The 17,694-nt window shown below is 29.0% G+C and carries 16 protein-coding genes, 1 tRNA gene and 1 other RNA gene; 16 read left to right on the top strand and 2 right to left on the bottom strand.

All coding sequences use genetic code 11. From position 1 onward, the window contains the following. Window positions 1-3 precede the first annotated feature (3 nt). A complete protein-coding gene (locus ACQ3F0_RS03160) occupies window positions 4-1,905 on the top strand; it encodes a glucose PTS transporter subunit IIA (protein WP_428863720.1) in 1,902 nt (633 codons plus the stop codon). Window positions 1,906-1,987: 82 nt separating this feature from the next. Here ACQ3F0_RS03160 and ptsG read toward each other — a convergent pair whose 3' ends face one another. Next, a complete protein-coding gene (gene ptsG, locus ACQ3F0_RS03155) occupies window positions 1,988-4,015 on the bottom strand; it encodes a glucose-specific PTS transporter subunit IIBC (protein WP_428863575.1) in 2,028 nt (675 codons plus the stop codon). A gap of 874 nt (window positions 4,016-4,889) precedes the next feature. On the opposite strand from ptsG, the gene ACQ3F0_RS03150 reads away from it, so the two are divergent. The 5 genes from ACQ3F0_RS03150 to ACQ3F0_RS03130 all read left to right on the top strand — a co-directional run bounded on the left by ACQ3F0_RS03150 (window position 4,890) and on the right by ACQ3F0_RS03130 (window position 9,208). Next, window positions 4,890-5,060 (top strand): hypothetical protein, encoded by a 171-nt coding sequence (locus ACQ3F0_RS03150; protein WP_428863574.1) that lies wholly within the window; start codon window positions 4,890-4,892, stop codon window positions 5,058-5,060. A gap of 14 nt (window positions 5,061-5,074) precedes the next feature. After that, window positions 5,075-5,701: a GGDEF domain-containing protein gene (locus ACQ3F0_RS03145; RefSeq protein WP_428863573.1), complete on the top strand. Its 627-nt coding sequence runs from the start codon at window positions 5,075-5,077 to the stop codon at window positions 5,699-5,701. A gap of 237 nt (window positions 5,702-5,938) precedes the next feature. Further along, complete coding sequence (locus ACQ3F0_RS03140; RefSeq protein WP_428863572.1) at window positions 5,939-7,051, top strand: C40 family peptidase; 1,113 nt, start codon at window positions 5,939-5,941, stop codon at window positions 7,049-7,051. 202 nt (window positions 7,052-7,253) lie between these two features. Then, a complete protein-coding gene (locus ACQ3F0_RS03135) occupies window positions 7,254-8,111 on the top strand; it encodes a DegV family protein (RefSeq protein WP_428863571.1) in 858 nt (285 codons plus the stop codon). A gap of 140 nt (window positions 8,112-8,251) precedes the next feature. Next, a complete protein-coding gene (locus ACQ3F0_RS03130; protein WP_428863570.1) occupies window positions 8,252-9,208 on the top strand; it encodes a ribose-phosphate diphosphokinase in 957 nt (318 codons plus the stop codon). A gap of 61 nt (window positions 9,209-9,269) precedes the next feature. Here the strand turns inward: ACQ3F0_RS03130 and ACQ3F0_RS03125 are convergent, their stop codons facing one another. Next, entirely contained in the window at window positions 9,270-10,076 is an 807-nt protein-coding gene (locus ACQ3F0_RS03125) for a TIGR00266 family protein (RefSeq protein ID WP_428863569.1), read from the bottom strand. A 314-nt stretch (window positions 10,077-10,390) separates the two neighbouring features. Here ACQ3F0_RS03125 and polA point away from each other — a divergent pair, with 314 nt between their 5' ends. The 10 genes from polA to ACQ3F0_RS03075 all read left to right on the top strand — a co-directional run bounded on the left by polA (window position 10,391) and on the right by ACQ3F0_RS03075 (window position 17,681). Then, window positions 10,391-13,096 (top strand): DNA polymerase I, encoded by a 2,706-nt coding sequence (polA, locus tag ACQ3F0_RS03120; RefSeq protein ID WP_428863568.1) that lies wholly within the window; start codon window positions 10,391-10,393, stop codon window positions 13,094-13,096. A gap of 19 nt (window positions 13,097-13,115) precedes the next feature. Then, window positions 13,116-13,715: a dephospho-CoA kinase gene (gene coaE / locus ACQ3F0_RS03115; protein ID WP_428863567.1), complete on the top strand. Its 600-nt coding sequence runs from the start codon at window positions 13,116-13,118 to the stop codon at window positions 13,713-13,715. 14 nt (window positions 13,716-13,729) lie between these two features. Next, on the top strand, window positions 13,730-14,332 hold the full coding sequence (locus ACQ3F0_RS03110; protein ID WP_428863566.1) for a lytic transglycosylase domain-containing protein: 603 nt from the start codon (window positions 13,730-13,732) through the stop codon (window positions 14,330-14,332). A gap of 60 nt (window positions 14,333-14,392) precedes the next feature. Beyond that, window positions 14,393-14,478 (top strand) — tRNA-Leu (locus ACQ3F0_RS03105). Window positions 14,479-14,555: 77 nt separating this feature from the next. Then, window positions 14,556-14,746, top strand: a non-coding RNA gene (gene ssrS, locus ACQ3F0_RS03100) — 6S RNA. Window positions 14,747-15,236: 490 nt separating this feature from the next. After that, on the top strand, window positions 15,237-15,425 hold the full coding sequence (locus tag ACQ3F0_RS03095) for a hypothetical protein (RefSeq protein WP_428863565.1): 189 nt from the start codon (window positions 15,237-15,239) through the stop codon (window positions 15,423-15,425). Window positions 15,426-15,668: 243 nt separating this feature from the next. Then, the gene (locus tag ACQ3F0_RS03090; protein ID WP_428863564.1) at window positions 15,669-15,917 is read left to right on the top strand and encodes a hypothetical protein; all 249 of its coding nucleotides are present in this window, start codon (window positions 15,669-15,671) and stop codon (window positions 15,915-15,917) included. A gap of 185 nt (window positions 15,918-16,102) precedes the next feature. Continuing rightward, window positions 16,103-16,327 (top strand): hypothetical protein, encoded by a 225-nt coding sequence (locus tag ACQ3F0_RS03085; RefSeq protein WP_428863563.1) that lies wholly within the window; start codon window positions 16,103-16,105, stop codon window positions 16,325-16,327. An 8-nt stretch (window positions 16,328-16,335) separates the two neighbouring features. After that, window positions 16,336-16,749, top strand: coding sequence for a DUF3783 domain-containing protein (locus ACQ3F0_RS03080; protein WP_428863562.1), 414 nt, complete (start codon window positions 16,336-16,338; stop codon window positions 16,747-16,749). 110 nt (window positions 16,750-16,859) lie between these two features. Continuing rightward, window positions 16,860-17,681 carry an amino acid ABC transporter substrate-binding protein gene (locus ACQ3F0_RS03075; RefSeq protein ID WP_428863561.1) on the top strand — a complete coding sequence of 274 codons (822 nt, stop codon included), beginning with the start codon at window positions 16,860-16,862 and terminating at the stop codon, window positions 17,679-17,681. Window positions 17,682-17,694 lie beyond the last annotated feature (13 nt).

Here is a 17,694-nt window from a genome sequence, read left to right as displayed (position 1 = left end):
TTGATGTTACCTGTATCAGTGCTTCCGGCGGCAGGTATAATGTTAAGATTAGGTCAACCAGATCTTTTAGGTAAATATGGAGTTACTTTTTTATTTCTTTCCACAGCGGGTAATGCAGTATTCAATAATTTACCTTTGATTTTTGCAGTGGGGGTAGCTATTGGATTTTCAGGAGGAGAAGCAGTTGCAGCATTGGCAGCAGTAATTGGAGAACTTATTCTTCAAGAAATATTAGTAAAGCAATCACTTATTATTGGAACCAATATCAATATGGGAGTATTTGGAGGTATTTTAATTGGGCTTATTGCTGCGATATTATATAATAAATATCATGAAATTAAGCTACCTAAAATTTTAGGGTTCTTTAGTGGAAAAAGATTTGTGCCTATTATTACATCTATTAGTTCATTTGTATTTGCAATTATTAGTATAAAGATATGGGTTCCTATTCAGAGCGGAATAGATTTATTTGCTCATTGGGCTAGCGATTCTATCCTTGGACCAGCTTTTTATGCAGCGGGGAAAAGACTTTTGATTCCTGCTGGTATACATCATATATACTATCCGCCATTTCTATTCCAATTTGGCGAATATGTTTCTAATGGAATAAAATATTTTGGAGATTCACCCAGATTCTTTCATGGAGATCCAACAGCAGGAGTTTTCATGGCAGCAGAATATCCAATATTAATGTTTGGACTTCCTGGTGCAGCGCTGGCAATTGTAGTAGTATCAAAAGTAGAAAATAGAAAGAAAATTTTTGGAATGATGATGTCGGCAGCTTTGGTATCCTTTTTTACGGGTATAACAGAGCCTATAGAATTTTCATTCATATTTGTTGCTCCATTTTTATATGTGTTTCATATAGTAGCTGCTTTTTTTTCAGGAATTATTACAAGTATGCTTAATATTCGATTAGGATATACTTTTTCAGCTTCATTAATTGATTATGTTCTTGGATTTAATTATGCAGAAAATCCGCTTCTTTTATGGATTATTGGACCATTATTTTTTGTTTTATATTTTGTGGTGTTTTATTTTACTATAAAGTTGAAAAATATTGAGACTCCTGGTAGAGAAGAAGTTCAAGATGAAACAAATAAACAATATGATAAAATAATATCAAAACAATCAAAAGGAAAGAATAAGGCCGAATCTATAATAGACGCAGTAGGGGGCAAAGATAACATAGAAGAAATTGATGCCTGCGTTACAAGATTAAGGTTAAAGGTTAGTAACACTCGAATTGTTAATAGAAATAAGCTTAAAGATTTAGGAGCTGCAGGGATATTTGAAGCATCTAATTGTTTTCAAATAATACTTGGGACAGAAGCTGAATTTATTAAAGAAAATATGATAAAAGCAATGTTAAACAAATCATCTGACTCTATTTCTAAAAATAAAATTAAAGTATCTAGTATGAAAGCATCCAATTACTCTAAAGATGAAGAAATAGAATTAGAAATATATAATCCTATTGAAGGAGAATTGATTTCTTTGGATAATGTGAATGATGAAGTATTCTCAGAAAAAATTTTAGGAGATGGTTTTGCTATTATTCCTTCTGCAAATAAAGTTTTTGCACCTATATCAGGAGAAGTTGTAGTCTTATTTCCTACAAAGCACGCAATAATAATAAAAAGCGAGATTGGATATGAAATAATGATTCATGTGGGATTAGATACAGTTAATTTAAAAGGAGAGGGCTTTACTTCATATATAAATAAAGGCGATATAGTTTCTAAAGGTGATCTTATTTTATCCTTTGATAAAACGCTAATAGATCAAAATATTGATACTACCACTCCTATCGTAGTGACTAATTTAAAAGGTTATTCTAAAATTTATGCTAAGTATGGAAATAAGGAAATAGGTGAAATGGCTGCTATGATAATTAAAGAATAGTTAAAACTCCAGTACCAAGTTTTCGGGTTCAACTGTAAATTAAGTTTTACTGTTGAATGAAACCTTGGAAACTGGAGTTTTATTATTTGATTTCTATAATATTGTTTTGACCTTTTTTAAGAGTTTGTTTACTAGTAAAAATAACTTTTTTTCCTTCAGGTAGATTTGTGAAAATAACCGGAGTAATTATAGAAGGAACTTTTTCTTGCACTTTTTTCACATCTACTTTTAGTAAAGGTTGACCAATCTTAACAGTATCGTCTTGTTTAACTAAAGACTCAAAACCTTCACCATTTAGTTTTACTGTATCAATACCAAAATGAACAAGTATTTCAAGTCCATCCTCAGAGGTCAATCCAACAGCGTGCTTGGAAGGAAGTATTGTAGTTACTGTTCCATTTACTGGAGAGACAATCTCACCATTTGTAGGTAGAATTGCAAAACCATCACCAAGTAGTCTTTTTGAAAATAAATCATCAGGTACTTCATCAAGACTTACTATTTTACCATCCAGTGGAGAAACAAAGCAGTTTGAACATTGTGATTGTACATTAGGTTCATTAACATTTGTTGCAGCTAGTTCCATTTGAGTAGGAATTTTACCAGCCATTACATCTTTTATAGCATTCTTTAATTGATCTGATTTTGGACCAAAGATAGCTTGTATATTGTTGCCTATTTCTAGTACACCTGACGCTCCTAAGTTTTTTAATTGCTGCTTATCTACATTTTTTATATCTTTAACACTAACCCTTAATCTAGTGATACAAGCATCTAGTTTATCAATATTTTCTCTACCACCAAGTGCAACTAAAACTTCGGAAGCTAATTGAGAACCTTTAATTGAAATTGTTTGTGAAGAACCTTCAGTTTCGACTTCACGACCAGGAGTTTTTAAGTTCCACTTTCTAATGGCAAATCTAAATCCAAAATAGTATATAGCAGAGAATGCTAATCCTACAGGGATTACTAGCCACCAAGAAGTACGATTTGGCATAACTCCAAATAATAAGTAGTCAATAACACCACCAGAGAAAGTCATACCAATTTTAACGTTTAAAATATGCATTGTCATAAATGAAAGTCCTGCGAAAATACAATGAATTCCAAATAAAACGGGCGCTACGAATAAGAATGAAAATTCGAGTGGTTCTGTAATACCTGTTAAAAATGAAGTTAGTGCCGCAGAAGTCATAATACTAGCAACTAATGCTTTTTTTTCAGGCTTAGCTTCTTGGTAAATAGCAAGTGCAGCTGCAGGTAATCCGAACATCATGAATGGGAATTTACCAGTCATAAATGTACCAGCAGTAAATTGAACACCATCTTTTAATTGAGCAAAGAATATTTGTTGGTCACCATTGACTATTTGTCCAGCTTTATTTGCATATTCTCCAAATTGATACCAAAAAGGATTATAAAAAATGTGATGTAATCCAAATGGAATAAGTGAACGTTCTATAACACCAAATACGAAAGCCGAAAGAGTTAAGTTTGTATCTATCATATTACGTGAAAATGCTGTTAGTCCATTTTGTATAGGTGGCCATACAAATACAAGAACAACACCAAGAATTAAAGCAAATACAGCAGTTACAATTGGTACAAATCGTTTACCGGCAAAGAAACCTAAATACGAAGGAAGTTCAATATTGAAATATTTTTTATAAGCATAAGCGGCAACGACTCCAATTATAATACCTCCAAAAACACCAGTTTGAAGAGTAGGAATTCCAAGAACACTGGTGAAAGACGGATCTGATACTTGTTCTGCTGTAACACCTGCAAAAAGACCCATAGTTTTGTTCATAATCAAGAAACCAACGATAGCAGCAAGTCCTGCAACACCATCTCCATCAGATAAACCTATTGCAACACCAACTGCAAATAAAAGTGCAAGATTATCGAATATTATACCACCAGATTGTTCCATAACTATAGCAAATTTTTGAAACCAAGCTATTTCAAACATAGGAGCGGCAGATAAAAATTGTTGATTTTGAAACATATTACCGAAAGCAAGTAAAATTCCTGCAGCAGGTAGTAGAGCAACTGGAAGCATTAGCGCTTTCCCGATTTGTTGTAAAATTCCAAAAGCTTTTTTTGACATAAATAGTATCCTCCTTAAATTTGATTTTCCGTATTATCTGATTATAAATCCTATGATAGGGGTATAAATGCAAATAAAAAAGGCATGAGTATAGTAAACTTGATTATATTATCAAGTTTTCTTACCCATGCCTGATCGAATCAGTAACACGTGAAAAATGTATTTAATTTTTTTAATTGATGATTTTATGGTTCATCTATAAAAAAAGTATAGCATAGTAATTTTATTAAGACAAGTATAAATTTGTTTTTATATACTAGAATATTTTATCTCAATTACTTTAAGGCCAAACATAGTATCTTTTGCTTTCTTGATAATATATAAATATACAAAAAGCTGAGATTTAGACAATCTTAGCTTTTAATATTTTTTATATTATTTAATTTTAATTAAGCTGAGAATAGTTTAATCTTGAACTAAAGTGTTCTCCTTAGCCTAAATGATAAAGTTATAGACTTCTTATTAATAACAACTATCCTCTAAAGATTCTATCAAGTACATTGGTCTATCCCCTTTCAATAGGTTTATAGTTCTGATTAACTAAAGAAAGTTAATATTTTGGCGGAATCACTTCCTTTTCTTGTACTGATTTAATTTGTAGTCCTATTATACTTTTATAATAGCATAAGATATTGAAGATGTAAATAGTGCTTTTTATATAAGAATAATTATTATTATTTGATAATTCTTGAAATTATCCTATGAATAATATTGAAAATGTAAAAATAGCAATATTAATTACAAAACATTACAAAATTATATTAAAAAGTATGATAAATGATGTTGTTTGTTTGAAAAATTGATATAATTAAAATACAAATGAGGTGATAAATATCGAATATGAATATAAAGAAAATAAATTTATAAATATGTTATGAGTAATATATTAAAAGGTGAAAAAAATTTTGAAGCAGAATTTTTAGGAGATAAAAAACTTTATTCCAGTACTAAAGTTGATATAAGTGAAGAATACTTAAGATATGGATGGTATATAGTTTTTACTCAAGAAAATGAAGAGATATTTGCAAGTACAAAAAAATATTGAATGTGATAATAGTTATGATGGTTATAAGTATAATATTTATTACAATTATAATAAACATAATATTAAGGATTCATTCGAAGCAAGTTTATGAGAAAAGTTTATTACAAATGAACCAATCATTAGAAAAAAACGTAAAAGAAAGAACTAAAGAGTTACGTGAACTTGCAGTGTCAGATAGTTTGACAAAATTATATAATCATAATACCTCTTTCGAATTATTAGAAAAAGAAATAGGTAAAATTAAAGATACTAGAGAGCCTTTGTCAATTATGATGTTAGATTTAGACTATTTTAAGAAAGTTAATGATAACTATGGACATCAAGCAGGTGATGAAGTTTTATGGACTGTTGCCCAGGCAATTAAATCTAATATAAGAACTATGGATATTGCAGGTAGGTATGGTGGAGAAGAGTTTTTGATTATTTTACCAAATACAGATATCCATGCAGCTGTTTTAGTTTCAGAAAAGGTAAAACTAATAATTTCGCAAATAATATTTGATTATAAAGGGTTAAATATAACATGTAGTTTAGGTACTTGTACATGGAAGAATGAATCAGCAGTAGAATTTGTTAGCAAGGCTGATAAATTACTATATAAAGCAAAGACAAATGGAAGAAATAGAGTTGAATGGTATTAAATAAGGCTTTAACCTATTTGAATCTTTATAAAATGTAAATTTTCTAGAATAGATAGTTAATTGTTAATAATATGAAAACAATGTTTTTAGTTCGACAATAATAAACAATTAAAAGTAAGAAAATAGAAAAAATATAATGAATAGTTAAGTTAAAATAAGGTAATTTGAAGAAAATGCTGAAATTTGTAATGTAGAATGATATAATAAATAGTGGATAATATAAAGAGGAGTGATTGTGTGCGTAAAAGATTAACAGCTACTGTTTTAACTACTATTATATTAATATCATCAACTTCGTCAGTCGTAGTGTTAGCTGACACATTACAACAAAAGTTAGATAAACAATACAAAGAATTAAAGGATAGTAAAAATAAATTGAGTTCTGCTAAAAAAACTGTTGAAGAACTAGAATCTAAAATTGAAGAATTTGACTATGAAATTGAAAATACTATGTTTGAAATAGATGAATTAAATAACAAAATAGAAACTATTGAAGTAAACATTGAAAATGCTGCTAAAGATATTGGACAAGCAGAAAAGGATATGATAAACGAAAAAGTATTGTATAATGACAGAATTACTGCAATGTATATAAGTGGAAAAACAGGATTTGTTGAAATACTTCTTGGTGCAAAAGGGTTTCATGATTTATACTCTAGAATTCAAATAATAAGAACAATTACTGAGCTTGATAATGAAATTATAGCTTCTCTAAAAAGAAAAAAAGCCGAAGTTGAAAAAAGAAAAAAGATTATGGAAGAAGAAACTGAAAAACTAGATAGTTCAGTTGCTATTTATAAAGAAAAAATGGTTAAACTTGAAGCTAATAAAACTGAACAACAAAAATACATAAATGAAGCAAGAAAACAGGTAACTGCTTATGCAAATGCAGTAAGTCAGGATCAAAAAGATATTACCAAAACAAAAAAACTAATAGAACAAGCTAGGGCTAAAACAAGTACTTATGTACCTTCCAGGGGTTCATCTAAGATTTCTTCTAGTGCAGTTATTGCTTATGCTTCAAATTTTTTGGGAAGACCTTATAGATGGGGAGCTACAGGACCGAGTTCTTTTGATTGTTCTGGTTTTACACAATATGTGTTTAGACATTTTGGAGTTAAAATACCTAGGGTTTCAAGAGATCAAGCAAAAGCCGGAAAATATGTGCCTAAATCGCAACTTAAACCAGGGGACTTAGTTTTCTTCGCAAAACGTGGAAGAGCAGTCCATCATGTAGGAATATATGTGGGAAATAATTCTTATATTCATGCACCTAGAACTGGAGATGTAATTAAAATATCTAGATTATCAAGTAGGTCTGACTACTATACTGCAAGAAGATTTTTTTAACATCAAATGTTAAATATAATAATCAATTATAATAATTTTAATTCGTAAAATACTTTGAGCTTCAAAGTATTTTACTTTTTTGATATAATAAAGACAAATATTATAGATATATTCTAATGTAATAATTAAATCTAATAACTACATAAAAACGTATTTATAATAATTAAAGTAAAAAATAGCATAGGTGATACGAGGTGTTAATATGGAAAAAATTGCAATCATAACATGCAGTACAAGTGGATTGGATTTTATTGAAGGATATGATGACATAAAACTTGCTAGGACTACAATAATGCTAGATAATAAAGAATATTTAGATGGGCTTAATCTCTCTCCAAAAGAATTCTATGAAAGATTAGATAATTTAGAAGAGGTTCCTAGCACAGCTCAACCATCAATTGGACAACTTATAGATATATACAAAGAATTAAAAGGAAAAGGATATACCGATGCTATATATATATCTATTTCAGAACATTTAAGTGGCACATATCAGGGCGTTTGTCTTTCAAATAGTTATATGGATGATTTTAATGTACATGCATTTGACAGCAAAACGGCATCATTTTTAGCAGGGTTTATGGCAATAGAAGCGCAAAGATTAGTTGAAGAAGGTAAAACTGTTAAAGAAATAATTGCTCATTTAGAAATGTTGAGAGATAACGACAGAATTATTTTTATGGTTGATGATCTGAAATATTTGGTGAAAAATGGTAGGTTATCTAATGCATCTGGTTTTTTTGCTTCTGTACTTAAAATCAAACCATTGTTAGAAATAAAAGATAATGGGAAGATAGTAGGAGTTGAAAAAATTAGAACTACCAAAAAAGCTATTGATAGAGTAATAGATAGTTTTTTGAAAGATACAAAAAATGGAGAAGAAACACAGTTTTTGTTCTTATTTAATACTGAGGCACCAAAACATATTGAATATGTAAAAGATAGGCTTAAAAAAGTAGGTATTGATACTAGAAAGTTAATAGATGCCCCTATTTCACCCGCAATTGGGTGCCATATAGGTAAAGGTGTTATTGGAATAGGGTACATTAAGAAATTCTAAAAAGCAGATTAAATACAAAAAAAATGTATAATTATTTTGTATTAATGCAGAATTTTTGTTATACTTTTTAGATGAAGAGATATTATAGTGATACGGATATAAATATTAGACTAGATGTTAAACTATAGAGGAGGTCAAAGATGTATTATCACGGTAAGGAACTTAAAGTATTTTCTGGTAATTCTAATAAGCCATTAGCTGAAGAAATTGCTAGAAATTTAGGGGTAAATTTAGGGAATAGTGTTGTTAGCACATTTAGTGATGGAGAAATTTCAGTAATTACAGAAGAAACTGTTAGAGGATATGATGTTTTCGTTGTACAGGCTACAAATGAACCTGTAAACAACAATTTAATGGAATTATTAATTATGATTGATGCATATAAGCGTGCTTCTGCTGCTAGAATCACAGCAGTAATTCCGTATTATGCTTATGCAAGACAGGACAGAAAAGTTAAATCAAGAGATCCTATTACAGCTAAGTTAGTAGCAAATTTATTAACAAAAGCGGGAGCAGATAGAGTATTGACAATAGATTTACATGCAACTCAATTACAAGGATACTTTAATATACCAGTTGATAATCTTTTAGGAGAGCCAATACTTGGTAAGTATTTCATTGATAAAGGTTTTAAAAATCGTGATGATGTAGTAATAGTTTCACCAGATGCAGCATCTGTTCCTAGAATTAGAAAATTAGCAACTCGGTTAGATGCACCTATTGCAATTATTGATACTAAAAGAGATAAAATTACTGGTAAAGAAGATGTGACAATTATCGGAAATGTAGAAGGAAAGTGCGCAGTTTTAATGGATGATATTATTGATACTGGAACAAGAATATCAAGAGGTGCGAAAGTGCTTGAAGAGTACGGTGCTAAAGATATTTATGCAACGTGTAGTCATGGAGTATTATCCGGAAATGCTGTAGAGATGATAAATAACTCTAAAATAAAAGAATTAGTAATGTTAAACACAATTAATCAACCTGAAGAGAAAAAGTCTGATAAATTTGTAATATTGTCTATAGCTCCTTTAATGGCTGAAGCAATCAAAAGAATATATGAAGGTAATCCTGTTAGTATGTTATTTGAGTAAAAATGAGTAAAAAGCGAGAAAATTTTCTCGCTTTTTTTAATGTATAGGAATTTATAAATTTTTAATTACCATCTAGTAAGTTTCCTAAACCACCTAATAAATCAAGAGCAGATCCTTCACCTTTTCTTGAACCACCTGTTTGTGGAGCAGCAGCGAATACTCTACTTGCAAGTCTTGAGAAAGGAAGTGATTGTACCCAAACAGATCCAGGTCCAGTAACAGTAGCGTAGAATAAACCTTCTCCTCCAAAGACCGCTGATTTAATATTTCCAACATATTCAATGTCATAATGTATATCTTTAGTAAATGCAACTAAACAACCTGTGTCGACTTTTAATGTTTCGCCAGGTAGAAGGTCTCTTTTAGTAATAGTACCGCCAGCATGAACAAAAGCTAAACCATCGCCTTCTAATTTTTGCAGAATAAATCCTTCGCCCCCAAAAAAACCAGTCCCTAATTTTCTTTGAAGTTCTATGCCAACTGAAACGCCTTTAGCTGCACAAAGAAATGCATCTTTCTGACAGATTATTTTACCGCCCATAACGCTTAAATCCATAGGTATTATCTTACCAGGATAGGGAGAAGCAAATGATACCTGCTGCTTGCCATGACCTGCATTTGTAAATAGAGTCATAAATAAACTCTCACCTGTTATCATTCTTTTTCCAGCGCCCATAAGCTTATTCATAAAGCCACCGCCATTATTTTGTTTAGAACCATCACCAAATATAGTTTCCATCTGAATATGTTGCGACATCATCATCATGGCACCAGCTTCTGCTACCACACTTTCTCTAGGGTCCAATTCAATCTCAACAAATTGCATATCGTCTCCGTAAAGTTTATAATCGATTTCATGTGAGTTCATATAATACCTCCTAGTTAAGAATTTATTAATCATATTATTTAGCTTTTAGCTTGTCTTTTAAAATAATTATATCATAAAATTAAATCAGGTATATTAAGTAGATGTAAAATAAAATTATTACAAATATGTGTATTTTTAATCAAAATTGTTTAAAATTTTTTTGAACACAACTTTATTCCTTGATATTAATAGCTAGAATGAGTAAACTAATTATAGTACTTTATAGTTATAAGATTTAATTATAAATTTAACTTATGTAGATAAATCAACTAAGTGACTTATCTATGTATATATATTATAGTTGGAGGTTGTATATGAAAAAAAATAAATTATTAATATTAGATGGACATAGCTTGATGTATAGAGCTTTTTATGGGTTGCCTCAGTTTACAAATTCAGAAGGATTACATACAAATGCTATTTATGGGTTTATGAATATGCTTTTAAAAATTAAAGATGAGATAAAACCTGATTATATAGTTACAACTTTTGATAAAAAAGCTCCTACATTTCGACAACAGGAATACAAAGAATATAAGGCAGGAAGAGAAAAAATGCCTTCAGAGCTTAGTGGACAATTTTCAATATTGAAAGAAATATTGCATGATATGGCTATTAATATTTTTGAAATTGATGGTTTTGAAGCTGATGATATTATTGGAACTTTGTCGGTATTTGCTGAAGAAAATGGTATTGAAGTGTTTATAGTGACTGGGGATAAAGATGCTCTTCAATTAGCAACTGATAATGTAAAAGTTGTTATTAATAAAAAAGGAATGACAGATAAGATTATTTACAATAGAGAAAAAATGGTAGAGGAATTTGGAGTAACACCTAAAGAATTTATTGATTGTAAAGGGCTTATGGGTGATAAATCAGATAATATTCCGGGTGTTCCGGGTATAGGTGAAAAAACTGCCTTTAAATTGATTAAAGAGTATGGAAGTATTGAAAATGTATTGAAAAATGTAGAAAATATAAAAGGGAAAAAACTAAAAGAAAACCTTGTAGAATATGCTGAACAGGCAATTTTTAGTAAAAAACTTGCTACTATTGTTACTAATGTTCCAGTAGAAATTTCATTGGAAGATATAAAATCTAAAGATGATTATGATATTAATAGTATTATAAGAACTTTTAAAAGATTAGAATTTAAATCTTTGCTTGCAAGAATTGGAGAAGGAAACGAAAACAAAGATTTAGATGCGACAGAAAGTTCTAGTAAAACAAATAAGGATATTAATATTGATTTAGATATAAAAACTATTGAATCAGATAAAGAATTTGAAGATTTTTTTAGCGAAATGAGCAATTATACTGGAGAAATTTTTGCTTTATTTGATTATAATAACGAGAATTTTATGTCAAAAATTGATTTCGAATATGTGTATATAAAAATTGATGAAAAACATTATGCTATAAAAAAAGAAAATCATAACTCGAAGTCTTTGAAATCTATGAAGATTTTATTTGAGAATGAAAACATTGAGGTGATTTGTCACTCATCTAAAAAGGCTATCGAAATATTAAGGAAAATAGGTGTTGATTTTAATAATTTAAAATTTGATGTAGAAATAGCAGCTTATCTTATTGAGCCATCAAGAAAGTCTTATGATTTGTTGGATTTAATTGAAGGTTTATATAATGTAGATTTGGGTGAAATAGTATTTAAAAATACAAAAATTAAGGATTTAAGCGAAGAACAAATCATAGAAAAGAGATCTAATGTTGCAAAGATCAATATTAAGTATATAAAGGATGTTTATTCTTATTATTTAGGAAATATAAAAGAAACTAATATGGAAAAGCTATATTATAATGTAGAACATCCTTTGATTAAAGTATTGTCTGAAATGGAGTATAATGGATTTGATGTTAACAAAGATGAGTTAAACTTAATTGGTGATAAATTAAAGTCTGAAATATCTCAAACTGAAGTGGAAATTTTTGAAATGTCAGGAGAAAAATTTAATATAAATTCACCAAAACAGTTAGGTAAAATCCTCTTCGAAAAGCTTGATTTGCCAGTTATAAAAAAGACAAAAACAGGTTATTCCACGAATGCAGAAGTTCTGGAGAAACTAAAAGATAAACATCCTATTATAGATAAAATAACCTATTATAGGCAAATATCGAAATTAAACTCTACTTATGTTGAGGGCCTAAAAAATGTTATTGATGAAGATGGTAAAATTCATACTAGTTTTAATCAAACAGTAACAACAACTGGAAGACTATCAAGTACTGAACCTAATCTTCAGAATATCCCTATAAAATATGAGATGGGGAGAGCTATTAGAAGGGTTTTTGTTTCTCAAAACTCAGATGATATTATTTTATCAGCAGATTACTCTCAAATTGAACTTAGAGTTTTAGCTCATATATCAGAGGATGAAAATTTTATTGATGCTTTTATTAATCATAGTGATATTCATAGAAAAACAGCTTCAGAAGTATTTAATGTTCCATTTGACGAAGTAACATCGTTGATGAGAAGTAATGCTAAAGCCGTTAATTTTGGGATTGTTTATGGAATTGGTGCATTTAGTTTGTCACAAGATTTGAATATTTCACGAAAAGAAGCAAAGCAATACATTGAGACTTATTTTGAAAGATATCCCAAAGTGAAAAGTTATTTTGACGACGTAATAAAAAATGCAATTCAAGATGGATATGTAACAACCATTCTAAATAGAAGAAGATTTATTCCAGAAATACAAGCTTCAAGTAAAATAGTTAGAGCTTTTGGAGAAAGATTAGCAATGAATACTCCTATTCAGGGGTCAGCAGCAGATATAATAAAACTTGCTATGATAAAAGTTTACAGTAGATTAAAAGCGGAAAAATTAAGATCTACTTTATTATTACAAGTACATGATGAATTAATTTTGAATGTCAAAAAAGACGAGTTAGATGAAGTGAAAAATATTGTCAAAGAAGAGATGGAGAATGTTATAAAACTATCTGTACCCCTTGATGTTGACATTAATACGGGAGATACTTGGTACGATGCTAAATAATAATTTTGGGAGGTAAAATGTGATTAAAGTAGGTCTTACAGGGGGAATAGGCAGTGGCAAGAGTACTGTATCTAATCTAATAAGAGAAAAGAATATTCCAATTATTGATGCGGATATAATAGCCAGAAATGTTTTGGATAAATATCCAGAGATATTAATAAATCTCAAAAAAGAATTTGGAGAGATATTTTTTGATGATAAAGGTAAATTATTGAGAAAAGAATTTGGTGATTTTATATTTGAAAAGAATCAAAGAAGAAAAAAATTAGAAGAAATTATGATTCCTTATATAATAAAAGAGATAAATTTAAGAATGAATGAATATGATAGAATAAAGGAAAAAATTGTACTAATTGATGCGCCAACTTTAATAGAACATGGATTACATAAGATTATGGATATTAATGTATTAGTTTGGGTAGATAAGGATACACAGATAAGGAGAGTAATGATAAGAGACAGTTTATCTAGAAATAATACCATTAATAGAATAAATGCTCAAATGTGTCTAGATTTAAAAAAAGAAATAGTAGATTATGTTGTTAATAATACAGGCAGTATTGAGGATTCAGAAAAGCAAGTTGATAAAATATTTAAAGAAATTATGAAGGATTTGTAGATTAGGGAGAAAAAATGAAATTTTTAAGAAAAATAATTTTGATACTTTTATTAATTATTATACTATTAATTGGTATAAGATATATAGCAAAACAATTTTATCCGATGAAATACCAAGATTATGTAATGAAGTATTCTAAAGCATATGAAGTTGATCCATTTTTCATTTATGCAGTAATAAAAGCAGAAAGCAACTTCAAAGAATCTGCACTTTCTAGTAAAGGCGCTAGTGGACTTATGCAGATAACTCCTTCTACAGCTAGATGGGCCGCAGATGTTATGGGGAAAACAGAGTATACTGATGATATTTTATTTCGTCCGGAATTTAATATAGAAATGGGTTGCTGGTACATAAATAATTTAAGAAACGAATTTGGAAATAATAACAAATTAATCTTAGCGGCATATAATGGAGGCAGAGGAAACGTAAAAAAATGGCTATCTAATAAAGCTTACTCTAAAGATGGTAAAAACTTGGATAATATTCCTTTTGGTGAAACGGATAAATATATCAAAAAGGTAGAAGTTAATTATAATATTTATAAGTATTTGTATTGCAATGATAAAAGTTTAATCAGTTTAGTGGAAGAGATATTAGAAATATATTTTAAATTATAGTTGACATAATTCATTTAAAGTGTATAATAAATTATGTGAATGAGGAATAAGACTATAAATGCAGGTGTGGCGGAATGGCAGACGCGCTATCTTGAGGGGGTAGTGAGCAAATGCTCGTATGGGTTCAAGTCCCATCATCTGCACCAAAATGACCTATTGCAATTTCGCAGGAAGTTTGCTATATTAGACTTGAGTAGAAAATTAATTTAAAATTAAATAGTTTATATTTCTGGATTATTCGTGTGCTCTTGTATTGAACCTACAGTTCAAGCAAGGGAGTTCAATATATTGATGTTGATATGGACTTATTGTGAGACCCTTAGACGGCTTTTAAGAGATAGATGCATCAGTGAGGACACCCACCTATCACGAGGATAGGTGTCAATTATAGGGTAGCGGTATTTTGGAAATTATATATTGCACTTAAGAGAAGGGATAACCTTCTCTTTTTTTAATGTATAGGAATTTATAAATTTTCACGGAAATTTAACGCCAGTCAAGTACAGTTATATCAATACATTGCAGTATTGTGTAAAATTTTAAACTAATTTATAAATTCCATCCTTCAATGAGCAGAAGAAGCATATATAGCGTAAAAGGCATCGTAACAAGCTTTAAAAATTCTTATTCATTTTTGTAATATATGCGTTAAGAAAATTATTGTTTGAGTATGCGAGTTATAATTTTTTAGTATATCTTTAAGAAAATGAATTAGAATTTCTTAGTGAAGTGGCTTTGTATCTATATACGCATTTGTTCTTGACCAGTAAATTGTAAATATGATTCTTTAGTGCTTTGAAAAAGCATATCTAACGTTAAAGTTAATGTAATGAGATTTGAAAATTGTTATTTGTTTTAAGTGAGGTAATAATAAAGAGTGAAAAATATATATTGAGGTGATTAGATGAAAGTAAAAGTATATTTGAAAAATAAAAAAGAGCCAGAGGTATTTGAGTCTAACAGGGTAGATGTACTTGATTATATAAGGGAAGGTATAGAGTATAAACAAATAAGGTATTTTAAAAATGGTTTTAGTAAAAGTGTATATATAGAACGAAATGCAATAAAAACGATTGTTAAAAAAAGTAAATAAAACAGAAAAATAACTTTACAAATACATAAAATGGTAATATAATATATAAATGTAAGAAATGATTTTATTTTAGTTGGAATCAAATAATTAAATTATAAGAAATTTACGAATATACTTCGTGGTTTCTTTATATTTTTGAATAAAACTATTTAAAATCAAAAATGGAATATACATACATATTATAGAAAATGTAAAATATAATATGTAGTATAGAAAAAATTTACTTTAACGGGGGGTAAGTAAATGCACGGCACTATGATTTTTGAAAGTATTTCAGATTCGTTAAAAGAAATATGTCAGGAAAAAGAAATTAGAACTCTAAAAAAAGTTCATTTAACTGTTAATCCAGCTAGTAATATAACAAAAGATAATTTGAAAGAAGAATTAAGAATTAGTATGCCGAGTATAGCTACAGAAAATGTACAAATCATTGTGGACAATATGAAAAATATCAATAAGTATGCAGTGATTAATAGTATTGAGGGTGAATAATAGACCGAGACTTAATACTCTAATTAAATGATGATGTTAAATTTTGAGGATAGCCAATAATGATTTTGGTTATCCTTAATTAATTCTGTGAAATATTTAATTTATACTAAATTTAATAGTATAATAAAGCAATAGGTTTGAAATTTTAAGATAAGTTGAATTAAAATACAAAAGAGGGGGATTATATGAATAAGAAAAATTTTAATTTATTAACAAATATGTTCTTCTATTTAGGTGTTTCAGTGTCTTTATTTGCTATTGGGAAAACGTATTATGATAGGAGTGTATTACCAGAAGGGGTATGTCCTGTTAATGATAATAGATTTTTAATGTACCTTGGCATAATATCATTAATAATCCATGTCATTGCATCATACCTTGGAGAAAAAGTAATTCATAAAGAAAGGTAGATAAAACTATGGCTTTTGAAAAAATTGATATGAAGGATGTAAATAGGCCTGAGGGGCGAAGATGTCTATTAATATATGGATTTAGTGATGATGAGTTAAGCTTAACTCAGAATTATAATAAATCTTTTGGAGTCGATGATGTTTTAATAGTGGGAGAAAGTCAATTAGACGATAAAATAGATGGTTTACTAAAAGGTGAAGAAAAAATGATTAACTCTATAAATGAAGATTGTGAAAAAGATAAATTTATTATTTTTAATGCTTTTTCTAATAAAGAAATTCATGATTATATTAATGAGTTCAAAGAGAAGGTAGATTTAAATCCGATATTTGCGGTTATAACTCCACATTCGCTTATGTGGAAGCTTGGAGATTTAATTAGAGAACTTGCAAATGAAAGAAGAGCAATGAGTCGTAGATAATACGGCTTATTTTTGTTATTTATAAAAATTTACCGCTTTACAAATTTAGCATACTAAAGTATAATAAGTTTCGTGATAATACTTTAGAAAATAATTAGGGGGATAATATTATGAAAAAGAAGATTATTAGTTTTTTAACTACTATTTTAGCTTTTAGTTTTGTCTTAACAGGATGTGGAAATAAAGCTACAGATAATAAGGCTACGGATAATGAGGATAATTCTTTGAGTTATGTTCAAGATAAAGGAGAGTTTATTTTAGGTCTTGACGACAGCTTTCCACCAATGGGATTTAGAGGGGATAATGAAGAAATCGTTGGTTTTGATATAGATATGGCTAAAGAAGTTGCTAAAAGATTAGATGTTGAATTGAAACTTCAACCTATTGATTGGGATTCTAAGATTTTAAGTTTAGAGAAAAAAGATATTGATTGTATTTGGAATGGGTTGACTATTACTGAAGAAAGAAAAGATAAAGTTGAATTTTCAAATCCATACTTAGCAAATAGGCAAGTTATTGTTGTATTAGAAGGCTCTGATATAGAAAAAAAAGAAAATCTAGCAGAAAAAGTTGTTAGTGTACAAGCAGGAAGTAGCGGTAAAGAAGCGGTTTCAGCTGATTCAGAAACATTAGACTCGTTAAAAGAGCTAAGAGAATTTGCTAATTATACAGAAGCATTATTAGATTTAAGTGCAAAAAGAACAGACGCTGTTGTTATAGATGAAATAGTGGCTAGATACTATATAAGTAAAAAACCAGGTGAATATAAAGTTGTTACTGATGATTTCGGAAGTGAAGAGTATGGCATTGGTTTTAGAAAAGGTGAATTAAAACTAGCTGATGAAGTAAATAAAATTTTAAGTGAAATGAAGGAAGATGGAACATCTGCAAAAATTTCAGAAAAATGGTTTGGTGAAGACATAGTAAAATAGCTGGAGGTAAGAT

This window comes from Clostridium sediminicola (assembly GCF_050402865.1).
In the GTDB taxonomy this organism is placed as follows: Bacteria; Bacillota; Clostridia; order Clostridiales; family Clostridiaceae; genus Clostridium_AF; species Clostridium_AF sediminicola.
This window is presented reverse-complemented; position numbering and strand designations above follow the sequence as displayed.

Coding starts and splice junctions, on each gene's coding strand:
- ACQ3F0_RS03160 (WP_428863720.1), top strand. CDS start 4: ATGTTACCTGTATCAGTGCTTCCGGCGGCAGGTATAATGTTAAGATTA.
- ptsG (WP_428863575.1), bottom strand. CDS start 4,015: ATGTCAAAAAAAGCTTTTGGAATTTTACAACAAATCGGGAAAGCGCTA.
- ACQ3F0_RS03150 (WP_428863574.1), top strand. CDS start 4,890: ATGAGTAATATATTAAAAGGTGAAAAAAATTTTGAAGCAGAATTTTTA.
- ACQ3F0_RS03145 (WP_428863573.1), top strand. CDS start 5,075: ATGATGGTTATAAGTATAATATTTATTACAATTATAATAAACATAATA.
- ACQ3F0_RS03135 (WP_428863571.1), top strand. CDS start 7,254: ATGGAAAAAATTGCAATCATAACATGCAGTACAAGTGGATTGGATTTT.
- ACQ3F0_RS03130 (WP_428863570.1), top strand. CDS start 8,252: ATGTATTATCACGGTAAGGAACTTAAAGTATTTTCTGGTAATTCTAAT.
- ACQ3F0_RS03125 (WP_428863569.1), bottom strand. CDS start 10,076: ATGAACTCACATGAAATCGATTATAAACTTTACGGAGACGATATGCAA.
- polA (WP_428863568.1), top strand. CDS start 10,391: ATGAAAAAAAATAAATTATTAATATTAGATGGACATAGCTTGATGTAT.
- ACQ3F0_RS03110 (WP_428863566.1), top strand. CDS start 13,730: ATGAAATTTTTAAGAAAAATAATTTTGATACTTTTATTAATTATTATA.
- ACQ3F0_RS03095 (WP_428863565.1), top strand. CDS start 15,237: ATGAAAGTAAAAGTATATTTGAAAAATAAAAAAGAGCCAGAGGTATTT.
- ACQ3F0_RS03090 (WP_428863564.1), top strand. CDS start 15,669: ATGCACGGCACTATGATTTTTGAAAGTATTTCAGATTCGTTAAAAGAA.
- ACQ3F0_RS03085 (WP_428863563.1), top strand. CDS start 16,103: ATGAATAAGAAAAATTTTAATTTATTAACAAATATGTTCTTCTATTTA.
- ACQ3F0_RS03080 (WP_428863562.1), top strand. CDS start 16,336: ATGGCTTTTGAAAAAATTGATATGAAGGATGTAAATAGGCCTGAGGGG.
- ACQ3F0_RS03075 (WP_428863561.1), top strand. CDS start 16,860: ATGAAAAAGAAGATTATTAGTTTTTTAACTACTATTTTAGCTTTTAGT.